Below are 22,693 nucleotides of genomic sequence, written 5' to 3'. Positions count from 1 at the left end.
TAGAAAATGGTGGGCGGTACTAGGTTCGAACTAGTGACCCCTACGATGTCAACGTAGTGCTCTACCACTGAGCTAACCGCCCGAAGACTGCCTTGGTTGCTGACCCGGTTTACAGGCCTTCGGCAGATCGGCGCGTCTTGAACGCGAAGGTTTCTATATAAGGTTGGCAACGCCCATGCAAGGCCCGTTTGCAGGCGTCTGTCAGGCGGCAATCATCCGGTCGACTTCATTGACCAGATCGCGCAGATGAAACGGCTTCGACAGTATCTTGGCGTCGCGCGGTGCCTCGGAATCAGGATGCAGGGCCACGGCCGCAAATCCGGTGATGAACATGATCTTCAGGGCCGGGTCCAGTTCGGCAGCCCGTCGGGCAAGCTCTATGCCGTCCATTTCCGGCATCACGATATCGGTGAGCAGAAGATCGACCTCGCGCGATTTGAGTTCTTCGAACGCGCTGACGCCTTCTGCAAACGAATGCACCTCGTGACCGGCACGCTCCAGCGCTCGGGCAAGGAAGCCCCGCATGTCGTTGTCATCTTCAGCAAGTAGAATACGAGCCATTGCCGCTTACCAGCCTCCAGCAATTTCCAATGGCCAGCATAGCGCACTGCCCACCCACACCGCGGCACCATACTGTCAAAGAGTAAACCGCATGTGAAGACGCACAATGTGATTTCGTTGAATTTAAATGCCGTACAAGTTGTATTTTGCCCCGCATGGCATACTCAACCGGACCGGATTTTTGCAATACCGCTTCAACTGGTGAAATACACAGCGCCGGACAGACAATCGGCGTTGACGCGCCACCTGCGACGAGGGCTTAATGGGTCTGGTTGTTGCTACAACCGCAGATTGTTCCTCCAACCGCACAGCGACCTGTCCTGCTTATGACACGTAAATCCAAATCAGATCAGGTCGAGCCCGGCTTCCAGATTGATGCGCCAGGCGTGCAAACCTCTCCGGTCGTGTTCAACTCACCGCATTCCGGCAGCAATTACGGTGCCGAGTTCCAGGCATCGTCGCGGCTGGACCTGCACAATCTGCGCCGCTCCGAAGACTGCTTCGTCGACGAGTTGTTCGGCACCGCGACGGCGCTCGGGGCGCCGCTGATGAAGGCCCGGTTCCCGCGTGCCTGGCTGGATGTCAACCGGGAACCGTTCGAGCTGGATCCCAATATGTTTCATGACCCGCTGCCGGCCCATGTCAACACCGCGTCGGCGCGTGTCGCAGGCGGCCTCGGCACCATTCCGCGTATTGTGAGTGAAGGCGAGAACATATATCTGGACACCTTGAGCTGGCCGGACGCCGATCGCCGCATTCAGCACTTTTACATGCCCTATCACGAGGCGCTCAGGGACCTCATGGCCAACACGTTCAAGCGATTTCAGACGGCCATCCTGGTAGACTGCCATTCGATGCCGTCGGTGGCCGGGCTTTCAGGCTCCGGGCGCCCGGATATCGTGCTCGGCGACAGGCACGGAACCAGTTGTTCGGCCTGGATCGTCCGCCACCTGGAAGAACAATTACGCGCCCACGGCCTGAAAGTGTCGCGCAACCGGCCTTATGCCGGCGGGTTCATAACCCAGAAGTACGGCCGGCCGCGTGAAGACGTGCATGCCGTACAGATCGAGGTCAATCGCGGCCTCTACATGAATGAAACCACGCTGAAGAAGACCCGTGGATTTTCACGGCTGCAGACCCTGATGCTTGACGTCATGTCACGGTTCATCGCCCGCGCCTCCGATGCAACACCGCCGCGTTCCATCGCTGCCGAGTAATGGCTACGTCTGCCGCCCCGCCGCCAATCGAGTTGATTGAAGCCGGCCCGGAACAGGCGGCCGAAATCGATCACCTTGTTGCGGCTTTTCACCAGCACGAAGGCGTTGACGTGGCAGCACGGGCACGGCGCGCCTCGATCGACAGCCTGCTTGCCATGCCCGCACAGGGACGCATTCTCCTGGTGCAGACGCCGGATACCGTAACTGTCGGCTACGCAGTGCTGGCATTCGGGTTTTCCCTGGAATTCGGCGGTCGCGATGCGTTTCTGGATGAATTGTTCATCGCCGAGGCATTTCGCGGGCAAGGTATCGGCCGCGCCGCACTGGCAGCCGTGTGCGCATGGGCCCGGCATGAAGGGTTATGCGCGCTGCACCTGGAGGTGGAAAGGGACAACACGGCGGCAAAAACCCTGTATACCGAAACCGGATTTGAAGATCGCAGCCATTACAATCTAATGTCGCTGCACATCGCCAATGTCAGGGAAAGATAGCCCGCGCAGCGTTCAACAGAAAAAAGGGCCGCACATGCAAATGCACGGCGGCCCAAGTCTAGGGAGGAAACGCCCTAAAAAGGGCAAGTGAGAATAAAGGAGTAATCCTTCGTAATCACCATGGCCTATATTGCACTGCACAGTGACAGATTCAAGGCTGTGTCGATAGAAAGTTTTTCGGCCAATTACAACAGGAAACGATTTTTGCAGAGGTTTAAGTTATTGAATTTAAAATATTATTTTGAATAAAATTCGCAAAAAAGCTTTCAATTGCCGTTTAACTGCATTACAGAAATGCACAGGCTGCATAGCTGAACAACAGCGATATGATCGCTTATTGTGCAACTGCAACATAAATATGAGTTTCATTCCATGACCCTAGACGAAGCCCCAGCCGGCGGTTCAACTGAAGCCTTTCTGGCCTTTGCCGTGGAACTGGCACAGGCAACCGGACCGATCGCCCTTCCCATGTATCGAACCGCCATGGCGGTCGACAACAAGCAGGCCGACGGGTTCGATCCGGTCACCCAGGCCGACCGTGCCGCGGAAGAGGTCATGCGCACCATGATCGAGGAACGATACCCCGATCACGGTATTCTGGGCGAGGAATTCGGCGAAAAAGCCGGCAATGATGATTTCACCTGGATACTGGACCCGATCGACGGCACGCGCAGTTTCATCTCCGGAACCCCCACCTGGATGACACTGGTCGGCCTGAAGCATGACGGCCGCATGATCGCAGGTGCTGCCGGGCAGCCGTTTACAGACGAGATTTTTGCCGGCAGCAAAGCTGGTGCCCACTTGCTGCACGCGGGCCGAAAAACCGAGTTGCGCTGCACCAGTGAAACCGACCTCTCCAAAGTGCTGGCCGGCACAACGGCACCGTACCTTTATCGCAAGCACGGCCATGAAGAACGCCTGGCGCGCATTGAGAATGCGGTTCAGCACCTGCGCTTTGACGCGGATTCATATTTTCACTGCATGGTTGCTGCGGGCCAGCTGGGTATCAGCATCGACACCGGCCTGCAGTCCTATGATATTGCCGCCCTTGTCCCGATCGTGGAAGGAGCCGGCGGCATCGTCACGACCTGGGAGGGAAAGGACCCCGGCAACGGCGGCGATATTCTGGTCGCTGCCAACCGGGCGCTGCATGAACAGGCGATGGCCCTGCTGGCTTGAGTGCGGACACGGCGGCCGGCTGTTACTTCACCCGGTCAGCCACGAAAGCATCAAATGCCGCAAAGAACTGGTCCCTGATCGTGTCGATTTCGGCCAGGATATCGTGTTTCGCCCCGTTGATGGTAATGGTGGCGGCGCCCGGCACAAAGCGGGCAAACTGCTGGATTGTCTCATTGGCCACCACAACGTCCTGGCCGGCGATGACCAGCAGTGCAGGACAGCGCAGGGGCGTGGAATCGTTCAGCGCGCGCAGTTTCCGGCACGACCTCAACGCCGCGCTCACCCAACCGACAGTCGGCGCGATGGCAGACAGATGCGGCGCTTCCTGCCACAACCGCATGTTTCGCATAAACCGGGTCTTGTCCGTTGTCAGCGGATTTTTGGGAAAATCTTCCGGCCGGATGAGCCGGGACACATGAAGCGGCACCTTCAGCCTGCCGAGCCCTGCATAGGTCATGGCTGTGACCACGGCCACCTTGACCCATCGCGGCAGGTGGCTTGAAGGAATATCAATCAACGGTGCGACCATGACCGCCGCGGCAAACCAGTTGTGCTTGACGATCGTGCGCAGGCCGATGTGCCCGCCCATTGAGTTGCCCAGCAGGATGTATGGCGGCCTGCAATCTGGCAACACCACCTCTTCCATGAATTTTGTGAAGTCGGACAGGTAATACGAGAAGGTGGATATGTGACCATGCCGGTTGGGCCCGTTGGCAGCAGGCGAACCGCCCTGCCCGCGCCAGTCAAGGGCTGCAACCTGGTAGCCGCGTTCGGTCAGGTCCCGGATGGTTTCAAAATTGCGCTCCATGCATTCGCCACGGCCCTGCAGGAAGCACACGGTGCCACGGGCTTCTCCTTGCGCCGGGAACAGGCCATAGCGCACCTTCACTTTGTCGGAGACGTCAAGATACCCACAACTGGCATTGGCAGGCACGGGGTTGCCGGCAACCAACACAAATCCGTCTGCCATACTGGTCGCCATTCCTCTGCTGATTCCCCTCACTGGCCATTTGATCACATTTCACCTGACCCGTCTCTTGTATTCTAGGCAACCCGCCTAGTGAATTACAGCAACAAGGCAGCAGGACTTGAAACCGGAAAAAGGTCTCCTAAATATCAATTGTGGACGCCAGAACGGGTCCACATAGCTGAAAGTCACTCTGCCCGGATTATGGGAGAGTGCATCAACAAACTGCATCGCTTATGGAAAGGATGACCATCATGTTTGATTTGACCCCACTTTATCGTACCGGCGTTGGTTTTGACCGTCTGGCCAAGATGCTCGACGAAGTAAACACCGTGGATACGCCGACTTACCCGCCCTACAACATCGAGCGCACCGGCGAAGACACCTATCGCATCACCATGGCTGTCGCCGGATTTACCCCTGGTGAACTGGCCATAGAAGTGAAAAACCATTCGCTGACTGTGACCGGTCAGAAGCAAGACCGCACCGAGCAGGTCAATTTCCTGCATCAGGGCATTGCGGCACGCAATTTTGACCGCCGCTTCCAGCTTGCCGATCATGTTGAAGTAACCGGCGCGGAAATCGAAAACGGCCTGCTTCACATCGATCTGAAGCGTGAGCTTCCCGAAGCAATGAAACCACGCACCATTGAAATCAAGGGTGCCGGCAAGAAGGCCAAACTGATCGAAGACAAGAAAGCCGCCTAACGGGCAGGGTTTTCTGCAGACCGAGCGGGCGCTGAAGATTTCATCTTCGGCGCCTCACTTGTTTCTGCGCTTGCGCCGCTTCTTGCGCTTCTTGCGGGATTTGGGATCCGCCCGCACCACGTCCAGTATCTCGCCGTCAAACTGGCTGATCGTCACCCGGTACCGCTTGCGGTCGCGAACCGCCAGGTACACAAATGGCAGATGCCGTTTGCAGCGAATGGCGTCGATGACCCGAAACCCGTCCTCGCGCAACAACTTGGCCGCGCCAACACAATTGAGATCAAAACGCGCATATCCGTCACGGTCAGGATAGGGATACTGATACGGGTTATAGCCCGGATGTCCGAAATAATAGAAGTGACCCGACTGCGCCTCGGCGCGCGGCAACGGCCCCGTAATCACAAGTGCCAGGCCGGCCAGTAATAGCGTCAGGTGGCGCCGTTCCATGTCTCAACCTCTTTCACCAATGCATCGCAATCAGCCTTGCTGGTCAGGAATGAACACACAAAGCGGGCCAGTATCTCGTCTTCCGCCGCCACATCATTGCCTGGACCTTCGCCTGGCCACTGATAAGTGACCACACCCTTTGACAACAACATGTCGAACAGGGGTCTCGGCATGATCGGAAACACCTCGTTGGCCTGGACAGGCAGCGGCATCCGCATCTTGCCGGTCGCCTGCAGAATTTCACCCAGATATGTGGCCATATCGTTGGCATGACGGGCATTATCAAGCCACAGGTCATTTTCCAGATAGGCATTCATCTGAGCACCCAAAAACCGCCCCTTCGAAAGCAATTGCGCAGCCCGCATGCGCCGGTGGGAGAAGTCAGCGGCAAGTGCCCTGTCGAAAAACACCACCGCTTCCAGCATCATCGTTCCGTTCTTGGTGCACCCGAACGACAGCGCATCGACGCCTGCTTTCCAGGTCATTTCGGCCGGCGTGCACCCAAGCGAGACCAGCGCATTTGCAAAGCGCGCACCATCCATGTGCAGTTTCATGCCCCGCGAATGGGCAAGTCCTCCAATCGCGGCAATTTCATCAACCGAGTAAACCGTCCCCAGCTCGCTTGCCTGGGTTATGGAGACAGCCGCCGGTTTCGGGTCATGTTCGCCGCGCGTAAAACCGTTGAGTACTTTTTCAACGCCATCTGACGTCAATTTGCCCATTGGGTCATTGACACCAATCAATTTGGCACCGCCGGTGAACAGTTCCGGAGCGCCGCATTCATCGACCAGTATATGTGCGTCTCCATGGCAGATAACCGCACCGTATGGCGGGGTCATGGCGGACAGGCACAAACTGTTGGCTGCAGTGCCGTTAAGCACCAGAAATGCATCCAGGTCACATTCAAACACGGCCGACAGCTGTTCCTGCGCCTTGCGTGTGTAGTCATCCGTGCCGTACGAACTCTGCGTGCCTGAGTTCGCCGCCACGACTGCATCCATGACCACTGGATGTACGCCATACACATTGTCGCTGCCAAAATTCATCGATTGATTCCCACACTCGCGGTTACGTCGGTTTTCGCCGCCTGAGTACCACAGTCGCTCAGGCAGGCACACCCGCGATCAAACAAATAAACCTGCAATACCAGAGGAAGTAGTTGTCGGCCGCCTTGGTATAAACCACTGGCACCAAGACCGCTTGCATATTGGACAGATTTCTGGCAATACAACTGACAGTTTAGGTCAGCACAACTGACCTAAATTATGGCAGACCACCGAATGAGATCGAGCAGCAGCACGATGACGGCTAAAACCAAACAGAAACGTCAAGGCACGGTCTGCCTGACCCCGGGAAAACGCACGACGCTCAAACGCTTCTAGAACGTCAACCACGCAGTTCTCCCGAAAAGCGGAGGGATTTGCAGGCGAAACGTTCAAGACAGCAGGCTGGATGCGGAAACAGTGTCCGTTCAGATAAAGCCCTGCCAGCGGACATTAGCCGGAATTCTCCAGACATAAGAGTTCTACACCCGCGTCGTGCGGTCTTCGTCAGGCACGAAGGACCAACTTTCGCAAAACAGGCAAGGATCGCCGGACATGACATACCAAGTTTCTGCACGCTCGAAGGCTTTGACCCAGGCCGGCCTGCCCGCAAAAACCGGGCTCTATGATCCTGCCAATGAACACGATGCATGTGGTGTAGGCATGATCGCCAACATCAACAATGACAAGAGCCACCGGGTCATTGCAGACGGCTTGCGCATTCTCGCCAACCTGGAACACCGCGGTGCGGTGGGCGCGGATCCGAAAGCCGGAGACGGTGCCGGTATTCTGCTGCAGATCCCGCACGACTTTTTTGCCGCCGAAGCAACACGGCTCGGTTTCAAGCTGCCGGGTGCCGGTGACTATGGCGTGGGCTTTGTGTTCCTGCCGCGTGACCCGGCGGTGCGTGAACGTATCGAACAGATTTTCGCCAAGGCCGCCCTAGAGGAAGGCCTGGAAGTCCTGGGCTGGCGCGACGTGCCGGTCGACAAGGAAGTTCTCGGCGCCTCGGTTCTGCCGACGGAGCCGTTCCACCGTCAGGTGTTCGTGGCCCGCGGACCCGGGTTCAAGGATACCGATCCGCTCGCCTTTGCCCGCAAGCTGTTCGTCATGCGCAAGGTGGTATCCAACCGCGTCACCTCCATCACCGACACCGACAGCTCCGGCTATTATGTGGTGTCCATGTCACCTGACACCATCATCTACAAGGGCCTCGTGCTGGGCGTGAACCTGGGCGATTACTATACCGACCTGAAGAACCCCAAGGTCACCTCCGCCCTGGCCCTGGTGCATCAGCGGTTCTCCACCAACACTTTCCCCTCCTGGCCGCTGGCCCATCCCTATCGGATGATCTGCCACAATGGCGAGATCAACACCTTGCGCGGAAACTACAACTGGATGGCGGCACGCTACGCCACCATGAGTTCCGACCTGTTCGGTGCCGACATGGAAAAACTGTGGCCGATCTCCTATGAAGGCCAGTCAGACTCGGCTTGTTTCGACAACGCGCTGGAGCTCCTGCAGTTTGCCGGCTATCCGATGTCCCATGCCATGATGATGCTGATCCCGGAAGCCTGGGCCGGCAATCCGCTGATGGATGAAAATCGCCGCTCGTTCTACGAATACCATGCCGCCCTGATGGAGCCCTGGGACGGGCCTGCCGCAATCGCATTCACCAACGGCCGCCAGATCGGCGCCACGCTGGACCGCAACGGCCTGCGCCCGGCGCGTTACCTGGTCTCCAATGACGGCTTTGTCATGCTCGCGTCCGAAATGGGCGTGCTGGATTTTGCCGAAGACACCATTACAACCAAGTGGCGCCTGCAGCCGGGCAAGATGTTGCTCATCGACCTGGAAGAAAAGCGCATCATTTCAGACGAGGAACTGAAGGACACCCTGTCCACCAAGTACCCCTACCGCGAATGGCTGGACCGCACCCAGGTGCTGTTGAAGGACATGCCGGCGTCCAAGCCGCGCGCGCCGCAGACCAATGTTGCCCTGCTCGACCGCCAGCAGGCGTTTGGCTACACGCAGGAAGACCTCAAATTCCTGCTCGCGCCAATGGCCCAGACCGGCCAGGAAGCCATCGGCTCCATGGGCACCGACACGCCGATCTCGGCCCTGTCGTCCAGGCCGAAGCTGCTGCATACCTATTTCAAGCAATTGTTCGCCCAGGTGACCAACCCGCCGATCGACCCGATCCGCGAGGAACTGGTCATGTCGCTGGTGTCGTTTATCGGCCCACGTCCGAACCTGCTCGACCTGAAAGGCACTTCGCGCCAGAAGCGCCTTGAGGTTCCGCAGCCGATCCTGACCAATGAGGACCTGGAAAAAATCCGGGTCATCGGCGACATCAAGGACAATGACTTCCTGACGATCACGCTGGATATTACCTATGCAGCCGCCGATGGCGCTCTGGGCATGCAGCAGGCACTGGATCATCTCTGCGCCCGGGCCGAAAGTTCCGTCCACGAAGGCCACAACATCATCATCCTGTCGGACCGGATGGCGTCGCAGGACCAGGTCCCGATCCCGTCACTGCTGGCAACGTCAGCCGTGCATCATCACCTGATACGCAACGGTCTGCGCACGTCCGTGGGCCTGGTTGTCGAAACCGGCGAGGCCCGCGAAGTCCACCAGTTCGCAACGCTGGCGGGATTTGGCGCGGAGGCGATCAATCCATACCTCGCTTTTGAAACCATCGAAGACATGCTGCCGAAACTGGCCGAGGAAGTCAGCCGTGAGGAAGCGGCAAAGCGCTACATCAAGGCCATCAACAAGGGCCTGCTGAAAGTCATGTCCAAGATGGGCATCTCGACCTACCAGTCCTATTGCGGTGCACAGATTTTTGATGCCGTCGGCCTGAAGCAGGCTTTTGTCGATCGTTTCTTCACCGGCACTGCCACCCAGGTTGAGGGTGTCGGGCTTGCAGAGATCGCAACAGAAACCGTTGAACGGCACCGGCTTGCCTTTTCCGACGCTCCGATTTACCGGAATGCGCTGGACGTCGGCGGCGAGTATGCCTTCCGTTTCCGCGGCGAGTCACACGTCTGGGGCCCTGAGATAGTCGCAGACCTGCAACACGCGGTGCGTGGCGACATTCCCGAAAAATACCGGGCGTTTGCCAAGCAGGTGAATGATCAGGCAGCCCAGCTGATGACCCTGCGCGGCCTGTTCAGACTGCGCCCTGCGGAGGAAATGGGCAGGCAGGCTGTCCCGCTGGAAGAGGTTGAGCCGGCTGCTGACATCGTCAGGCGGTTCGCCACCGGTGCGATGTCGTTCGGCTCGATCAGCCGCGAGGCCCACACCACGCTGGCCATGGCCATGAACCGTATTGGCGGCAAGTCCAACACGGGCGAAGGCGGCGAAGAGCCTGACCGTTTCAATCCCATGGCCAACGGTGATTCAATGCGCTCGGCCATCAAGCAGGTTGCCTCCGGGCGCTTCGGCGTAACCACGGAGTATCTTGTCAATTCGGACATGATCCAGATCAAGATGGCACAGGGAGCAAAACCCGGCGAAGGTGGCCAGTTACCCGGCCACAAGGTCGACAAGACAATCGCCGCAGTGCGCTACTCAACCCCGGGAGTCGGCCTGATCTCGCCGCCGCCGCATCACGACATCTATTCGATCGAGGATCTGGCACAACTGATCTACGATCTGAAGAACGCCAATTCGAAAGCCGACATATCAGTTAAGCTGGTGTCGGAAGTCGGCGTTGGAACAGTGGCCGCCGGCGTATCCAAGGCCCGTGCCGACCACCTGACCATTTCAGGGTTTGAAGGTGGTACCGGCGCTTCCCCGCTGACCTCCATCAAGCATGCCGGATCGCCCTGGGAAATCGGGCTTGCCGAAACCCAGCAGACGCTCGTTCTGAACGAGCTGCGCAGCCGTATCGCGGTCCAGGTCGACGGCGGTCTGCGCACCGGCCGTGACGTGATCGTGGGCGCCCTTCTGGGCGCCGATGAATTCGGTTTTGCAACCGCGCCGTTGATTGCAGCCGGGTGCATCATGATGCGCAAATGCCATCTCAACACCTGCCCTGTCGGCATCGCGACCCAGGATCCCGATCTGCGCAAGCGCTTTACCGGCAAGCCTGAACACGTCATCAACTATTTCTTCTTCGTGGCCGAAGAGGTGCGTGAGCTGATGGCTGCCATGGGTTTCAGGTCGCTGGACGAGATGATCGGGCGCACCGATTTCCTCGACAAGGAACAGGCCATCGAGCACTGGAAAGCCCGTGGCCTGGATTTCTCGAAGATATTCGCGAAACCGTCTGTTTCAAAGGATATCGCCATCCGCCACAGTGAGGCCCAGGATCATCATCTTGAAAAGATACTGGACCGCCAGTTGATCGAGCACGCAGCACCTGCGCTTGAAAACAAGAAGCCTGTAAGCTTTGAACTGCCGATCCGCAATGTGGACAGGTCGACCGGCGCCATGCTGTCTGGCGAAATTGCCCGGCGCTACGGACATGCCGGTTTGCCCGACGACACGATCTCGATCACCCTGCGCGGCACTGCCGGCCAGAGTTTTGGGGCATTCGTTTCAAAGGGCGTGACCCTGGACCTGATCGGCGAGGCCAATGACTATGTCGGCAAGGGCCTGTCAGGCGGTCGCCTGGTGGTTCGCCCGCCGGAAAACACTGCAATCGTGCCGGAGAACTCGATCATTGTCGGCAACACGGTCCTGTATGGTGCCATTGCCGGTGAATGTTATTTCCACGGCGTTGCCGGCGAACGCTTCGCCGTGCGCAATTCCGGCGCGCTGGCGGTTGTCGAAGGTACCGGCGATCACGGTTGCGAGTACATGACCGGCGGTATAGTCGTGGTTCTGGGTCAGACCGGGCGCAACTTCGCTGCCGGCATGTCGGGCGGCATAGCCTATGTGCTGGATGAGGCGGGCGACTTCCGTCAGCGCTGCAATCTGGCCATGGTTGATCTTGAGCCTGTACCGGAAGAAGAAGAGCTTCTGCAGCGCATTGCCAACCAGTCCGGTGACCTGGAAAGTCATGGGCTTGTGGATGTGCAGGGCGACATGACGTCTCATGATGCAGAGCGGCTGTTTCAGTTGATCAGCAACCACTCCCATTACACCGCATCGGCACGTGCCAGGGAAATTCTCGACAACTGGCAGGCCTATCTGCCGAAATTCGTCAAGGTCATGCCGGTCGATTACCGCCGCGCACTGAAGGAAATGGAAGCACAAAATGCCACCGGCGAAATGCTGATTGGCGTAAGAGAGGGCAAGTAAGATGGGCAAGATTACCGGCTTCAAGGAATTTGACCGCCAGGAACGGCCCTACAAACCCGTCGCCGAGCGTGTTTCCAACTTTGACGAGTTTGTCATCCCCCTGGCCGAGACCGAGGTCAAGACCCAGGCAGCCCGTTGTATGGATTGCGGCATACCGTACTGCCACAGTGGCTGTCCGGTGATGAACCAGATTCCCGACTGGAATGACCTGGTATATAGCTCGGACTGGGAAGAGGCGTCCCGCAACCTGCATTCGACCAATAATTTTCCCGAGTTTACCGGCCGGATTTGCCCGGCGCCTTGCGAAGCGTCGTGCACCCTCAACATTGATGACAACCCCGTTGCCATCAAGACAATCGAGTGTGCGATTGTCGACAGGGCCTGGGAAGAGGGCTGGGTTGTACCGGAAGTGTCGGAAAGCAGGACCGGCAAGAAGGTGGCCGTCGTCGGTTCAGGCCCCGCCGGACTGGCCGCGGCCCAGCAGCTTGCCCGCGCCGGACATGATGTCCATGTCTATGAAAAGCAGGCCAAGCCCGGCGGACTGTTGCGCTACGGCATTCCCGATTTCAAGATGTCCAAGCATTTGATCGAACGCCGCGCCAAGCAGATGGAAGCAGAAGGCGTCGTATTTCATTGCAACCGTCATGTCGGCGTCGACACCGACGTAACGGACCTGGAGCGCAGCCATGATGCAGTGCTGCTGTCCGGCGGTTCAGAAGACCCGCGCGACCTGGCTGTACCGGGCCGTGACCTGGACGGCGTGCACTTTGCAATGGATTTCCTGCGCCAGCAGAACAAGCGCATCGGGCGGGAAGACCTGGGCGACGTCACTCCCATTCTCGCCGGCGGCAAGCATGTCGTTGTGATCGGCGGCGGCGATACCGGTTCAGACTGTATCGGCACATCGTTCCGGCAGGGCGCATTGTCCGTGACCCAGCTGGAAATCATGGCAGCGCCGCCGGAAATGGAAAACAAGGCGTTGAGTTGGCCACACTGGCCGTTGAAAATGCGCACATCGTCAAGCCAGGCCGAAGGGGCTACGCGTGACTTTGCCGTCATGACCACGCACTTCTCCGGCGACAAGGGCAAGGTCAAGACACTGCACGGCACCCGGGTGGACAGCACCATGAAACCGGTCGAAGGCAGTGAGTTTGAACTGCCGGCTGACCTGGTGCTACTGGCAATGGGCTTCGTGAACCCGGTGCATGACGGCATGCTGAAACAGCTCAGTGTCTCGCTGGACGGGCGTGGCAATGTCAAGGCGGACACAGTGGCCTACCAGACAAACCGCTGGAAAGTATTCAGCGCTGGCGACATGCGCCGCGGTCAGTCACTGGTGGTATGGGCCATCCGCGAGGGCCGTCAGGCCGCACGGTCCATCGACGAATTTCTGATGGGCACATCCACTCTACCCAGGTAGCCGCCGGAGCAATATGGGCTCAGAAGACCCCCTGAACCTGATCCAGACGCTTTCAGGCTCGAGTTACTGTGCTGTGTTGGCCGGATCCTTGGCAACGCTGAACGAGTCAAATCGGTCGGCGGGGGCCTCAGGCCAGATGCCGTCCCTGAACAACAGCCGGGCGGCGCTGCCGTCTACTGTCGAACTGCGAACCTTGTCAAACAGGGTCAGCCCTTCCCTGGCGGCCCGCTTGATCGCATCTTCATTGACCCGGGCAATCTCTGTATAATTCAGGCCCGGCAACTGGGCCGGCTCAATCTTCACCGGCGCCTCGGTTCCGGGCCGTTCCGCCACAAAGGCAGGCAGTGCTGCAAGTTCTTCGGGTGTCAGAATGATTTCTTCCTGCAGGGGGACAACCGCCGGACCGCCGCCGGCACCGTCTCCGATGGCTATGTCGGCACGAACCAGTTTCATCAACTCAACCGCGAGCCGGTCATTGCCGCCTGCAATGAACTTGACGCCATTGCGCGAGCGCAACCGCACGATCGTGCCTGTACCGTCGTCACCGCGGTCGGTGTAGTTGTCGTCACTGTCCGCCAGCAACAGTCGCAAGTCGATATAACGCACGCCTCTTTCCGCCATGACCTGCCTCTCGACATCTGCCACAATCTTCATGGCATTGTCATAGCTTTTGCGCCGCATCGGCGGCACGCCTATCCAGTAGATCGCAACGCGATGTTTTTTCAGTGCGCTCACCAGAGCGTTGATCTGTTCACTATAGGCTTTGCGCCACTCGTCGCTGCCGAACCTGAGAAATCCCTCTGGGCTATTGATGTCACGGGCGTCATTTGCCCCGAGCATGATTGCAGCAATATCAAAGGGCCGCGATTCAAGCAGGTTATCCGCTGCCTTGGCCCAATTGTAGAGCTTCAGACGGGCGAGTCCGGAGTTCTCCTGGATACGGCCTGTAACGGTGACCCGGTCTTCAGTCTCCACAAACCGGTTCATGCCGGCCCACAGTCCTGTCCCCAGGACATCTCCCATGATGACGATGTCATAAACCTGCTTGCGCGCCGGCAGATAACTGGATTGCGCACTTTCCACCACCGGTGCTTCATCAGCCTGCTGGCCGTAAGACGGCACGTTCACCAGGCCAACCAACACCGCAACAGCGACTGCTCGCTGACAGATTTTCAAAAACTGATTCATGGTCCGGCAGTCTACAGGCCGCGACGCAACCGCTCAAGTAATCTTGCATCGGCATACCCGTCCGGCGTCAGGCCGATGCGATGCTGGTAGTTGCTGATGGCGCTGCGGGTGCGCGGACCGATGGTGCCGCTGGTGCCGCCGGTATTGAACCCGCGCGCGCTCAACAGCTTCTGCAGCTCGCGGTTGTCGGACCGCGACAGAAGTTTCAAATCGGTTGGCCAGTTAGCCACAAACGGCCCCTGCCCGGCCAGCCTGTCTGCCAGGTGTGCCACAGCCAGCGCATAGGAATTCGACCTGTTGTAGGCCAGAATAGCGTCAAAATTCCGCGTCACAAGGAATGCCGGTCCATGTCTGCCGACCGGCAGCAGCAGCCTGGCGCGGACATCGGCAACGCCGTATTTCCCCCGCCCCGCCGGCCGCACGCCCAGCTTCGCCCACGCTGCGACGGAACGCGTTCCCTTCTTGCCCGCCATGCGGTAATTGAAACCGCGCGGCAAACGCACTTCCCATCCCCATGGCATATGGTTCTTCCAGCCGCGTTTCTTAAGGTAGTTGGCTGTTGAACCCAGCGCGTCCGGTATCGAATTCCAGATGTCCCGCTTGCCGTCTCCGGTCATATCCACCGCATAGGCATTATAGGTCAGCGGAATGAACTGGGTGTGGCCCATTGCACCAGCCCAGGATCCCTTGAACTGATCCAGCGGAATGTCCCCGCTTTGCAGAATATCAAGTGCACCCAGCAACTGCTTGCGGCCATATTTCTTGCGCCCGCCGGAAAATGCCATGGTGGCGAGTGAGCGAATAACGCTCATCTTGCCGGTAAAACTGCCGAAATTCGTCTCCATGCCCCAGATCGACGCAACAACGTACTTGTCGACGCCGTAGCGCCGCTCAACGGCCTGCAGCGCGCGCGCATGAGTGCCCAGCATCGATTTGCCCCGGGCTATCCGGTCGGCAGACACCCGTTTGTCAATATATGTCCAGATCGGCGTTGAAAACTCAGCCTGGCTGGTCTGGCGCGCAAAGATGCGCGGGTCCGGCGTCACACCGGCAAATGCTTCCCTGTAGAGTTTCGGCGATATTCCCTTGCGCCGCGCTTCCGGCCACAGGTCTTCAACAAACTGGTCAAACGCCGCATTGCGGCTCAGGGCTTCCAGTGCCCCGATATCCAGGCTGCGTGATGTGGTCGCGCCGAGAACCAGGCACGCCAGAAAAACCGGCATTGCCGCAAATCCACGAAGAGAAAGTCCAAATCTTTTCATGCTTCCACCAAGTTCCTGTATCAGCTGTTGCGGCTCAGCAGGTGTTTTTCCCACGCCAGCGCACTAGCCACGATTAAATCCAGATCGTCATGCCGAGGCCGCCATTCAAGTACCGAACGTGCCCGATCTGCATTGGCGATGATTTCCGCCGGATCACCAGGCCGTCTTGGCGCATCACGCACGTCCAGGTCGAGACCCGCCGCCCTCTCCACTGCGCCGACCACGTCCAGGACTGAGTAACCCCGGCCATAGCCGCAGTTGAACACCTGGCTTTCTCCGCCACCGCGCAGATAGCTCAGCGCATCAAGATGGGCCCGGACCAGGTCGCTGACATGGATGTAATCGCGCAAACAGGTGCCGTCTCGGGTTTCGTAGTCCTTGCCGAAGACCTGGAGATGATCGCGTTTGCCCAGGGCAGCTTCACACGCCACCTTGATCAGGTGGGTTGCCTGCGGTGTCGACTGGCCGCTGCGGCCCTTTGGATCGGCGCCTGCCACATTGAAATATCTCAGCGCCACAAATTCAAGATCATGCGCAATGGAGGCATCGCGCAACATCAACTCGGTCATCAGCTTGGATGTGCCATACGGTGAGATTGGCAAAAGGTCGTCATCTTCGGTTACCGGAACAGTCTTCGGGTTACCGTATACGGCGGCCGTAGAGGAGAAGATGAAGTGCGGCACACCGGCCTTGACGGCACTGTGGATCAATGAGCGCGACTTGACGGTATTGTTGAGATAATAGCCCAGCGGATCGGACATGCTTTCCGGCACAATTATAGAACCGGCAAAGTGAACAATTGCGTCCACGCTGTGCTCTTCGATGATGTTCAGCGTCAGCTCTTCATCCCCGATATCGCCTTCAATCAGCCTCGCTTGCGGCGCAACTGCCCAGGACATGCCGGTAGACAGGTTATCGAGCACAACGACGTCATGGCCGGCGTCACACAGCGCAAGCACCATGTGCGAGCCGATATAGCCTGCCCCGCCTGTAACCAGAACACTCATTCCAGATTGCATCCCCGGATTGCATCAGTTGGTTTACGCCCGAATCACGGACCTGCGTCGAAGGCTGATTGTGCTAACAAAACCCAAACAAAACGTTTAGAAAGCTTTACTGTTGATGCCTGATATTGAGTGAGTTTTCACACAACATCGGGGCGATTGAGGGGATAGGTATCGGAGCGATGACCAGCAAAATTAAAAAGGCGGTGTTTCCGGTGGCAGGACTTGGCACGCGGTTTCTGCCGGCGACCAAGGCTGTTCCGAAGGAAATGCTGACGATTGTGGACCGTCCGGTCATCCAGCTTGCCGTTGACGAAGCACGCGAAGCCGGTATCGAACACTTCATTTTCGTCACCGGCCGCAACAAGGCGGTTATCGAGGACCATTTCGACAAGCAGTTTGAACTGGAAGAAACCCTCAAGCGCCGCAACAAGGACATTGAGCTCGAAATTCTCCAGTCAGACCTGCCCGGCGCGGGCCAGACCAGTTTTACCCGTCAGCAGGAGCCCCTTGGTCTCGGTCACGCCGTGTGGTGTGCACGTGACCTTGTCGGCAATGAGCCGTTCGCCCTGTTGCTGCCCGACATGTTCATTCACGGCTCGCCCGGCTGCCTGGCGCAGATGAAGAATGTCTATGACGCGCGCGGTGGCAATGTGATTGCTGTGGAGGAAGTGCCGCAGGACCAGGTACACAAATATGGCGTTGTCGGGGTCGGCGCTGACGCCGGTGAAGGCTTTGAAATCACCTCGATGGTCGAAAAGCCGAAGCATGAAGATGCCCCGTCCAACCTCATCATTTCCGGCCGTTACATTCTGCAACCGGAGATATTCGCCCTGCTCGACAAGCAGACCGCCGGTGCCGGCGGTGAAATCCAGTTGACCGACAGCATGCTCAAACTGATGGATGAGCAGGACTTCTACGGCCTGAAATTTACCGGAACCACCTACGATTGCGGCGACAAGGTCGGCTTCCTGGCGGCCAATGTTGCACTTGGCCTGTCACGCACCGACATAAGCCCGCAATTCACACAGGTGCTGAAGCAGATTATCGCAAGAAACGGCGGGCTGGATTAGAACTTTCCGGCCCGGATAGAACTCGCCGGCGTACTCACGCGGGCTCGGTTTCCAGCACCATGTTGGAACCGCCGGTAATGCGGACCCTGGAGCCGGCCGGTGCATCGGTGCCGGTAACCCGCCACAACGCATCATCGATGCGCACCTTGCCCTCGCCGTTGACGATGGGTTCGTGCAACGTTGCGGTACGGCCGACAAATGCATTCACGCGCTGGTTCAGGTAGGGCAGGTTGTCCTCACCGGTGGCCCGCGTCCTGACATAGCGCCGACCGAGCAGCAGGTAGACCACCGACAGCACGACGAACAGGATAATCTCCATCTGCCAGGTCAGACCCAGAAACAGGTCGGCGAGGCCGACGCTCAATGCAGCCAGCCCGAACCAGACAAGAAAGATACTGGTGGCAAGCAACTCGCTGACCAGCAGCAACCCGGCTATGATCCACCAGGTCCAGTCTCCAAAAATACCCAGAATTTCAGCCATCAGCCGTCGCCCTTATTGCTTCACTTTCGGTACGCTCGCGCCACGCTGCGCGCTGCCGGAGCGCTGTGCGCCACCACCACCTTCGCCGAACGCTTCCTTGGCAATTTCGGCAACGCCTGCAATCGACCCGATAACGCTGGAGGCTTCCACCGGCAGCATCAGCAATTTCTGGTTCGGTGACTTGGCAATGCTTTCCAGCGCCGTGATGTAATTGTTGGCGACAAAGTAGTTTACCGCCTGGACATCGCCTTCAGCAATGGCAACCGACACCATGCGTGTGGCGTTTGCCTCCGCCTCGGCCGCACGCTCACGCGCCTCGGCATCGCGGAACGCAGCTTCACGCCTGCCCTCGGCATCCAGCATGATTGCCTGTTTCTCGCCTTCGGCCTTCAGAATTGCAGATTCACGTGCCCCCTGGGCTTCCAGGATGGCGGCACGCTTGTCACGCTCTGCCTTCATCTGCCGGGCCATGGAATCAACCAGGTCACGCGGCGGGTTGATGTCCTTGATGTCGATGCGGGTCATCTTAACGCCCCACGGGGAGGTCGCCTGGTCGACCACACCCAATATGGCATGGTTGATGTCATCGCGCTGCGACAACAGGCTGTCCAGGTCCATCGACCCCATGACGGTACGTATATTGGTCATGGTTATATTGAGAATCGCATTTTCCAGCCGGTTGACTTCATATGTCGCCTTGGCTGCATCCAGTACCTGAAAAAACGCCACGCCATCGACCTGCACCATGGCATTGTCCTTGGTGATGACCTCCTGGCTCGGCACTTCCAGCACCTGTTCCATCATGTTCATTTTCGATCCGACCCGATCGATGAACGGCAGGATGATGCCAAGGCCGGGGCCCAGCGTCTTGATGTAGCGTCCAAATCGTTCGACGGTGTACTCAAAGCCCTGGGGCACGGTCGTGATCGACTTGAACAGGGTGATGACCGCCAGTGCAAGCAGCACCAGAACGAAAACACTGAAACCTTCAAGCATGAAACCAATCCTTATTTGAAAAGACGCAAGCGCCTGCCGTTTTGCGGCAGAGTGGCGGAAATTGGTTAAAAACTACTTTGATTCGCCTGTTTCACGTCGCAATTTCGTCAACTCACAGAAGCAACGCAAGGATAAGTCTCAAATCCAGCCGGCAAGCTCCCGGTCAATCAGATGCTTGAGCATTTTTATCGATGCCTTGCTGTCGTTCAGGCATGGTGCCACGGAGAAATTCTCGCCGCCGTGTTCGATAAAGGCTTCCTTCACTCCGATGGCGATTTCCTCAAGTGTTTCAACACAATCGGAAGAAAAACCCGGCGTAATGACGACGACGTTTTTCACTCCGTCCGCCGCCAGTTTCTCGATTGTCTTGTCGGTATACGGCTGCAGCCATTCCTCGGTTCCGAACCGCGACTGGAAGGTGATGATCAATTCGCCTTCCTTCATACCCATTTGCTCGCGCAGCAGCCGCGCGGTCTTCTGGCAATGGCAGTGATAGGGATCACCGCGCATCAGGTACGACTTCGGCAACCCGTGGAACGATGCCACCACGACATCGGGCTTGTAGTCGATGGCTTTCAGGTGCGCCGTCAGGCTGCTTGCCAGCGCATCTATATAGGCCGGGTCATCATGATAGGGCGGCACGGTGCGAATGGCCGGTTGCCACCGCATCTGCTTCAGCGCGTCATAGCATTTATCCAGCGCCGTTGCCGTCGTGGTCGCTGAATATTGTGGATAGAGCGGAAACAGCACGATCTTGTCGCAGCCCAGGCTCTTCAGATGCTCGATACGCTCCTTCACCGGCGGCATGCCATAGCGCATGGCCCAGTCAACCACTATCTCGGCATTACCCGAATACAGCTCTGCCAATTGCCCGGACTGTGACCGGGTTATGGTTTTCAACGGAGACTCGTTGCGCTCCTTGTTCCAGATCAGCTCGTAGGCATGGCCGGACTTTTTGGGCCGAAACGTCAGGACGATACCGTTGAGGATAACCCACCATAACGCCCGGTTTGTTTCGATCACCCGCGGGTCCGAGAGGAACTCCTTCAGATAACGCCGCATCGGCCAGTAGCTGGTGGCCTCAGGGGTTCCAAGGTTCATGATGAGAACGCCGGTCTTTCCGCCGACGACTGGCGGATGGTCGGCAGGCAGCGCAAATTCGCGATTTTTGGAATTGTCCGGCATGGTCTTCCTGATGTTCTGGATAACGCTTTAGAAGTACGTCTTGTACCAGATAACAGATCAGGCAGCAGCAGGACGATCGTCTGAAATCACCTTTCCGTCATTTGCCAGACTACCTACGGCAACCAGCTCAACCTGTCCACGTATCTTGCAGATCTTTTGCATGGTCCCGGCAACGGCTTCCGCCAGACCGTCAGCGGCATTGGCGCATTCTGCCTGCAATACCAGGGTATCCTGTTCATTACTGCGCCCGACGACCAAGCGCAACTTGCCAAGCTCCGGATGGGCCTTGCCGATGTCCGCAACTTGCGACGGGTGTACGAACATGCCCTTGACCTTCGTGGTCTGGTCCGCCCGGCCCATCCAGCCCTTGATACGCTGGTTGCTGCGTCCGCAGGGGCTGGCGCCTGGCAGGATTGCCGACAGGTCGCCGGTGCCGAAGCGGATCATCGGGTAGGTTTTGTTGAAGTTGGTGACGACCACCTCACCGACTTCACCTTCCGCAACCGGCTCGTCGGTGCCGGGTCGAACAATTTCCAGGATGACGCCTTCATCCACAATCATGCCTTCCATTGCCTCGCTCTCATAGGCAATGACCCCGACGTCGGCCGTTGCATAACACTGCAACACGCTGACCCCGCGGCTGGCATACTCTTCGCGCAGGCTCGGAAACAGCGCCCCGCCTGATACCAGCGCCCGCTTGATCGACGAGACGTCGCGACCGGCCTCTGCGGCCTTGTCCTGCAGGATTTTCAGAAAATCCGGCGTGCCGGTGAACCCGACCGGTTTCAGTGCCTCGATATTGTCCATCTGCAGTTCAGTATTGCCGATACCGGCGGGAATAACCGAACATCCCAGTGCACGCGCGCCTTCGTCGAGAATGAACCCGCCCGGCGTCAGATGGTAGGCGAAACAATTGTGCACCATGTCACCCGGCCTGAAACCGGCGGCAAACAGCGCACGCGCCCCGCGCCAGGGGTCGGCTGCAAGTCCCATCGGTTCGAATATCGGTCCCGGCGACATGAACACCCGGCCCCAGGTCTCCGGGCCACCGGGCGTAAATCCGCCGAACGGCGGCTCTGCCGCCTGCAGGTCTTTCAGGTCGGTCTTGCGCAGCACCGGCAACCGGGCCAGGGCTTGCCTGGAAGTGGTTCCGGACGGTTCGGCACCTGCCAGGAAGCGTTTCCAGCCGGGAGCGGTCAGCGCATACTCGATCTGAGCAGGCAGGTCCCTGAACAGTTGTGCCTCGCGCGCCTCGTGGTCACGCGTCTCCAGCTCATCAAAGTACGAAGTCATAATGTCAGTTCCAACTTGCCTTATGCGGCTCAACGTCAGGCAACCAATGGTCAGGCCAGCCAGCGTTTGCGTCTCTTGTAGGCCTTTACATTCTTGAACGAACGGCGGTTTTCGCCCGACACGCCAAGATAGAATTCTTTCACGTCTTCATTGTCACGCAGGGCGGACGCTTCCCCGTCCAGCACCACCCGGCCGTTTTCCAGGATGTAGCCGTATTTGGCATAGCGCAGTGCAATGTTGGTATTCTGCTCGGCCAGCAGGAAGGACACGCCTTCGTTTTCGTTCAGCTTCTTGACGATCTCGAAAATTTCCTCGACCAGCTGCGGCGCCAGCCCCATGGACGGCTCGTCCAGCAGGATGGTCGTCGGGCGCGACATCAGCGCCCGGCCGATGGCGCACATTTGCTGTTCGCCGCCGGACGTATAGCCGGCCTGCGAGGTGCGGCGCTCACGCAGCCGCGGAAAATAGTTGTAGACCATCTCAAGGTCCTGGGCGATTGCCGCGCGGCCGTCGCGCCGGGTAAAGGCGCCGGCCAGGAGATTGTCTTCGATGGTCAGGTGTTCAAAACAGTGACGGCCTTCCATCACCTGGATGCAGCCACGCTTCACCATTTCGTTGGGCGTAAGCTGGTCGATCCGCTCGCCCTTGAACTCGATGGTTCCCTTGGTCACGTCCCCGCGTTCCGCGCGCAGCAGGTTCGACACCGCTTTCAGCGTCGTGGTTTTTCCGGCGCCGTTTGCACCCAGCAAAGCCGTGATACCGCCCTGCGGCACATCGAGCGATACACCTTTCAACACCAGGATGACGTGATTGTAGATCACCTCGATATTGTTGATCGACAGAACAGGTTGTTCGGTCTGTGCTTCAGTGTCTTGGGCAGCAAGGGTTTCGGCCATGGGCAAACGCCTTCAATTGGATAGCGGGGG

The 22,693-nt window shown here is 58.3% G+C and carries 19 protein-coding genes and 1 tRNA gene; 7 read left to right on the top strand and 13 right to left on the bottom strand.

What is annotated here, in order from left to right; translation table 11 throughout:
* Positions 1-7: 7 nt before the first annotated feature.
* Together DHN55_RS08490 and cpdR are read right to left on the bottom strand one after the other, a co-directional pair.
* A tRNA-Val gene (locus DHN55_RS08490) sits at positions 8-82 on the bottom strand.
* A 119-nt stretch (positions 83-201) separates the two neighbouring features.
* On the bottom strand, positions 202-561 hold the full coding sequence (gene cpdR, locus DHN55_RS08485) for a cell cycle two-component system response regulator CpdR (RefSeq protein WP_108880866.1): 360 nt from the start codon (positions 559-561) through the stop codon (positions 202-204).
* A 326-nt stretch (positions 562-887) separates the two neighbouring features.
* Here cpdR and DHN55_RS08480 point away from each other — a divergent pair, with 326 nt between their 5' ends.
* The 3 genes from DHN55_RS08480 (at position 888) to DHN55_RS08470 (ending at position 3,448) form a co-directional block, all read left to right on the top strand.
* Positions 888-1,778, top strand: a complete 891-nt coding sequence (locus DHN55_RS08480; protein ID WP_108880865.1) for an N-formylglutamate amidohydrolase — start codon at positions 888-890, stop codon at positions 1,776-1,778.
* On the top strand, positions 1,778-2,269 hold the full coding sequence (locus tag DHN55_RS08475; protein ID WP_108880864.1) for a GNAT family N-acetyltransferase: 492 nt from the start codon (positions 1,778-1,780) through the stop codon (positions 2,267-2,269). The genes DHN55_RS08480 and DHN55_RS08475 overlap by 1 nt, the downstream gene beginning before the upstream one ends.
* Positions 2,270-2,641: 372 nt before the next feature.
* Positions 2,642-3,448, top strand: coding sequence for an inositol monophosphatase family protein (locus tag DHN55_RS08470; protein WP_108880863.1), 807 nt, complete (start codon positions 2,642-2,644; stop codon positions 3,446-3,448).
* Positions 3,449-3,470: 22 nt separating this feature from the next.
* Here the strand turns inward: DHN55_RS08470 and DHN55_RS08465 are convergent, their stop codons facing one another.
* Positions 3,471-4,418: an alpha/beta hydrolase gene (locus DHN55_RS08465; protein ID WP_337660064.1), complete on the bottom strand. Its 948-nt coding sequence runs from the start codon at positions 4,416-4,418 to the stop codon at positions 3,471-3,473.
* A gap of 251 nt (positions 4,419-4,669) precedes the next feature.
* Between DHN55_RS08465 and DHN55_RS08460 the strand changes: the two genes are divergently transcribed.
* Positions 4,670-5,122: an Hsp20 family protein gene (locus tag DHN55_RS08460; protein ID WP_108881787.1), complete on the top strand. Its 453-nt coding sequence runs from the start codon at positions 4,670-4,672 to the stop codon at positions 5,120-5,122.
* Positions 5,123-5,176: 54 nt separating this feature from the next.
* Here the strand turns inward: DHN55_RS08460 and DHN55_RS08455 are convergent, their stop codons facing one another.
* Both DHN55_RS08455 and DHN55_RS08450 read right to left on the bottom strand, forming a co-directional pair.
* A complete protein-coding gene (locus DHN55_RS08455) occupies positions 5,177-5,569 on the bottom strand; it encodes a hypothetical protein (RefSeq protein WP_108880861.1) in 393 nt (130 codons plus the stop codon).
* Positions 5,551-6,615: a beta-eliminating lyase-related protein gene (locus DHN55_RS08450; RefSeq protein WP_108880860.1), complete on the bottom strand. Its 1,065-nt coding sequence runs from the start codon at positions 6,613-6,615 to the stop codon at positions 5,551-5,553. The genes DHN55_RS08455 and DHN55_RS08450 overlap by 19 nt, the downstream gene beginning before the upstream one ends.
* 552 nt (positions 6,616-7,167) lie before the next feature.
* On the opposite strand from DHN55_RS08450, the gene gltB reads away from it, so the two are divergent.
* Positions 7,168-11,865, top strand: a complete 4,698-nt coding sequence (gltB, locus tag DHN55_RS08445) for a glutamate synthase large subunit (RefSeq protein ID WP_108880859.1) — start codon at positions 7,168-7,170, stop codon at positions 11,863-11,865.
* Between the two features lies 1 nt (position 11,866).
* Positions 11,867-13,285, top strand: coding sequence for a glutamate synthase small subunit (locus DHN55_RS08440; protein WP_108880858.1), 1,419 nt, complete (start codon positions 11,867-11,869; stop codon positions 13,283-13,285).
* Positions 13,286-13,348: 63 nt separating this feature from the next.
* Here DHN55_RS08440 and DHN55_RS08435 read toward each other — a convergent pair whose 3' ends face one another.
* Genes DHN55_RS08435 through galE form a run of 3 tightly spaced genes read right to left on the bottom strand, consistent with a single transcriptional unit; the run spans position 13,349 to position 16,742 of the window.
* Positions 13,349-14,473: a DUF459 domain-containing protein gene (locus DHN55_RS08435; protein ID WP_108880857.1), complete on the bottom strand. Its 1,125-nt coding sequence runs from the start codon at positions 14,471-14,473 to the stop codon at positions 13,349-13,351.
* An 11-nt stretch (positions 14,474-14,484) separates the two neighbouring features.
* Complete coding sequence (locus tag DHN55_RS08430; RefSeq protein WP_108880856.1) at positions 14,485-15,735, bottom strand: lytic murein transglycosylase; 1,251 nt, start codon at positions 15,733-15,735, stop codon at positions 14,485-14,487.
* A 20-nt stretch (positions 15,736-15,755) separates the two neighbouring features.
* Positions 15,756-16,742, bottom strand: coding sequence for a UDP-glucose 4-epimerase GalE (galE, locus tag DHN55_RS08425; protein ID WP_108880855.1), 987 nt, complete (start codon positions 16,740-16,742; stop codon positions 15,756-15,758).
* 179 nt (positions 16,743-16,921) lie between these two features.
* Here galE and galU point away from each other — a divergent pair, with 179 nt between their 5' ends.
* Positions 16,922-17,812, top strand: coding sequence for a UTP--glucose-1-phosphate uridylyltransferase GalU (gene galU, locus DHN55_RS08420; protein ID WP_108880854.1), 891 nt, complete (start codon positions 16,922-16,924; stop codon positions 17,810-17,812).
* 34 nt (positions 17,813-17,846) lie between these two features.
* On the opposite strand, the gene DHN55_RS08415 is transcribed toward galU, so the two are convergent.
* The 5 genes from DHN55_RS08415 to DHN55_RS08395 all read right to left on the bottom strand — a co-directional run bounded on the left by DHN55_RS08415 (position 17,847) and on the right by DHN55_RS08395 (position 22,663).
* Positions 17,847-18,293, bottom strand: coding sequence for an NfeD family protein (locus DHN55_RS08415; protein ID WP_108880853.1), 447 nt, complete (start codon positions 18,291-18,293; stop codon positions 17,847-17,849).
* 12 nt (positions 18,294-18,305) lie between these two features.
* Positions 18,306-19,289 (bottom strand): SPFH domain-containing protein, encoded by a 984-nt coding sequence (locus DHN55_RS08410; protein ID WP_108880852.1) that lies wholly within the window; start codon positions 19,287-19,289, stop codon positions 18,306-18,308.
* 138 nt (positions 19,290-19,427) lie between these two features.
* Positions 19,428-20,474, bottom strand: a complete 1,047-nt coding sequence (gene hemH / locus DHN55_RS08405) for a ferrochelatase (protein ID WP_108880851.1) — start codon at positions 20,472-20,474, stop codon at positions 19,428-19,430.
* Positions 20,475-20,531: 57 nt separating this feature from the next.
* Entirely contained in the window at positions 20,532-21,767 is a 1,236-nt protein-coding gene (locus DHN55_RS08400) for an AMP-binding protein (protein WP_108880850.1), read from the bottom strand.
* A 50-nt stretch (positions 21,768-21,817) separates the two neighbouring features.
* Positions 21,818-22,663, bottom strand: a complete 846-nt coding sequence (locus tag DHN55_RS08395) for an ATP-binding cassette domain-containing protein (RefSeq protein ID WP_108880849.1) — start codon at positions 22,661-22,663, stop codon at positions 21,818-21,820.
* Positions 22,664-22,693 lie beyond the last annotated feature (30 nt).

This window comes from Anderseniella sp. Alg231-50 (assembly GCF_900149695.1).
Classification (GTDB): Bacteria; Pseudomonadota; Alphaproteobacteria; order Rhizobiales; family Aestuariivirgaceae; genus Anderseniella.
This window is presented reverse-complemented; position numbering and strand designations above follow the sequence as displayed.

What these genes read in the sequence shown, in the direction of transcription:
- cpdR (WP_108880866.1), bottom strand. Translation starts at nt 561, where the DNA reads ATGGCTCGTATTCTACTTGCTGAAGATGACAACGACATGCGGGGCTTC.
- DHN55_RS08480 (WP_108880865.1), top strand. Translation starts at nt 888, where the DNA reads ATGACACGTAAATCCAAATCAGATCAGGTCGAGCCCGGCTTCCAGATT.
- DHN55_RS08475 (WP_108880864.1), top strand. Translation starts at nt 1,778, where the DNA reads ATGGCTACGTCTGCCGCCCCGCCGCCAATCGAGTTGATTGAAGCCGGC.
- DHN55_RS08470 (WP_108880863.1), top strand. Translation starts at nt 2,642, where the DNA reads ATGACCCTAGACGAAGCCCCAGCCGGCGGTTCAACTGAAGCCTTTCTG.
- DHN55_RS08465 (WP_337660064.1), bottom strand. Translation starts at nt 4,418, where the DNA reads ATGGCAGACGGATTTGTGTTGGTTGCCGGCAACCCCGTGCCTGCCAAT.
- DHN55_RS08460 (WP_108881787.1), top strand. Translation starts at nt 4,670, where the DNA reads ATGTTTGATTTGACCCCACTTTATCGTACCGGCGTTGGTTTTGACCGT.
- DHN55_RS08455 (WP_108880861.1), bottom strand. Translation starts at nt 5,569, where the DNA reads ATGGAACGGCGCCACCTGACGCTATTACTGGCCGGCCTGGCACTTGTG.
- DHN55_RS08450 (WP_108880860.1), bottom strand. Translation starts at nt 6,615, where the DNA reads ATGAATTTTGGCAGCGACAATGTGTATGGCGTACATCCAGTGGTCATG.
- gltB (WP_108880859.1), top strand. Translation starts at nt 7,168, where the DNA reads ATGACATACCAAGTTTCTGCACGCTCGAAGGCTTTGACCCAGGCCGGC.
- DHN55_RS08440 (WP_108880858.1), top strand. Translation starts at nt 11,867, where the DNA reads ATGGGCAAGATTACCGGCTTCAAGGAATTTGACCGCCAGGAACGGCCC.
- DHN55_RS08435 (WP_108880857.1), bottom strand. Translation starts at nt 14,473, where the DNA reads ATGAATCAGTTTTTGAAAATCTGTCAGCGAGCAGTCGCTGTTGCGGTG.
- DHN55_RS08430 (WP_108880856.1), bottom strand. Translation starts at nt 15,735, where the DNA reads ATGAAAAGATTTGGACTTTCTCTTCGTGGATTTGCGGCAATGCCGGTT.
- galE (WP_108880855.1), bottom strand. Translation starts at nt 16,742, where the DNA reads ATGAGTGTTCTGGTTACAGGCGGGGCAGGCTATATCGGCTCGCACATG.
- galU (WP_108880854.1), top strand. Translation starts at nt 16,922, where the DNA reads ATGACCAGCAAAATTAAAAAGGCGGTGTTTCCGGTGGCAGGACTTGGC.
- DHN55_RS08415 (WP_108880853.1), bottom strand. Translation starts at nt 18,293, where the DNA reads ATGGCTGAAATTCTGGGTATTTTTGGAGACTGGACCTGGTGGATCATA.
- DHN55_RS08410 (WP_108880852.1), bottom strand. Translation starts at nt 19,289, where the DNA reads ATGCTTGAAGGTTTCAGTGTTTTCGTTCTGGTGCTGCTTGCACTGGCG.
- hemH (WP_108880851.1), bottom strand. Translation starts at nt 20,474, where the DNA reads ATGCCGGACAATTCCAAAAATCGCGAATTTGCGCTGCCTGCCGACCAT.
- DHN55_RS08400 (WP_108880850.1), bottom strand. Translation starts at nt 21,767, where the DNA reads ATGACTTCGTACTTTGATGAGCTGGAGACGCGTGACCACGAGGCGCGC.
- DHN55_RS08395 (WP_108880849.1), bottom strand. Translation starts at nt 22,663, where the DNA reads ATGGCCGAAACCCTTGCTGCCCAAGACACTGAAGCACAGACCGAACAA.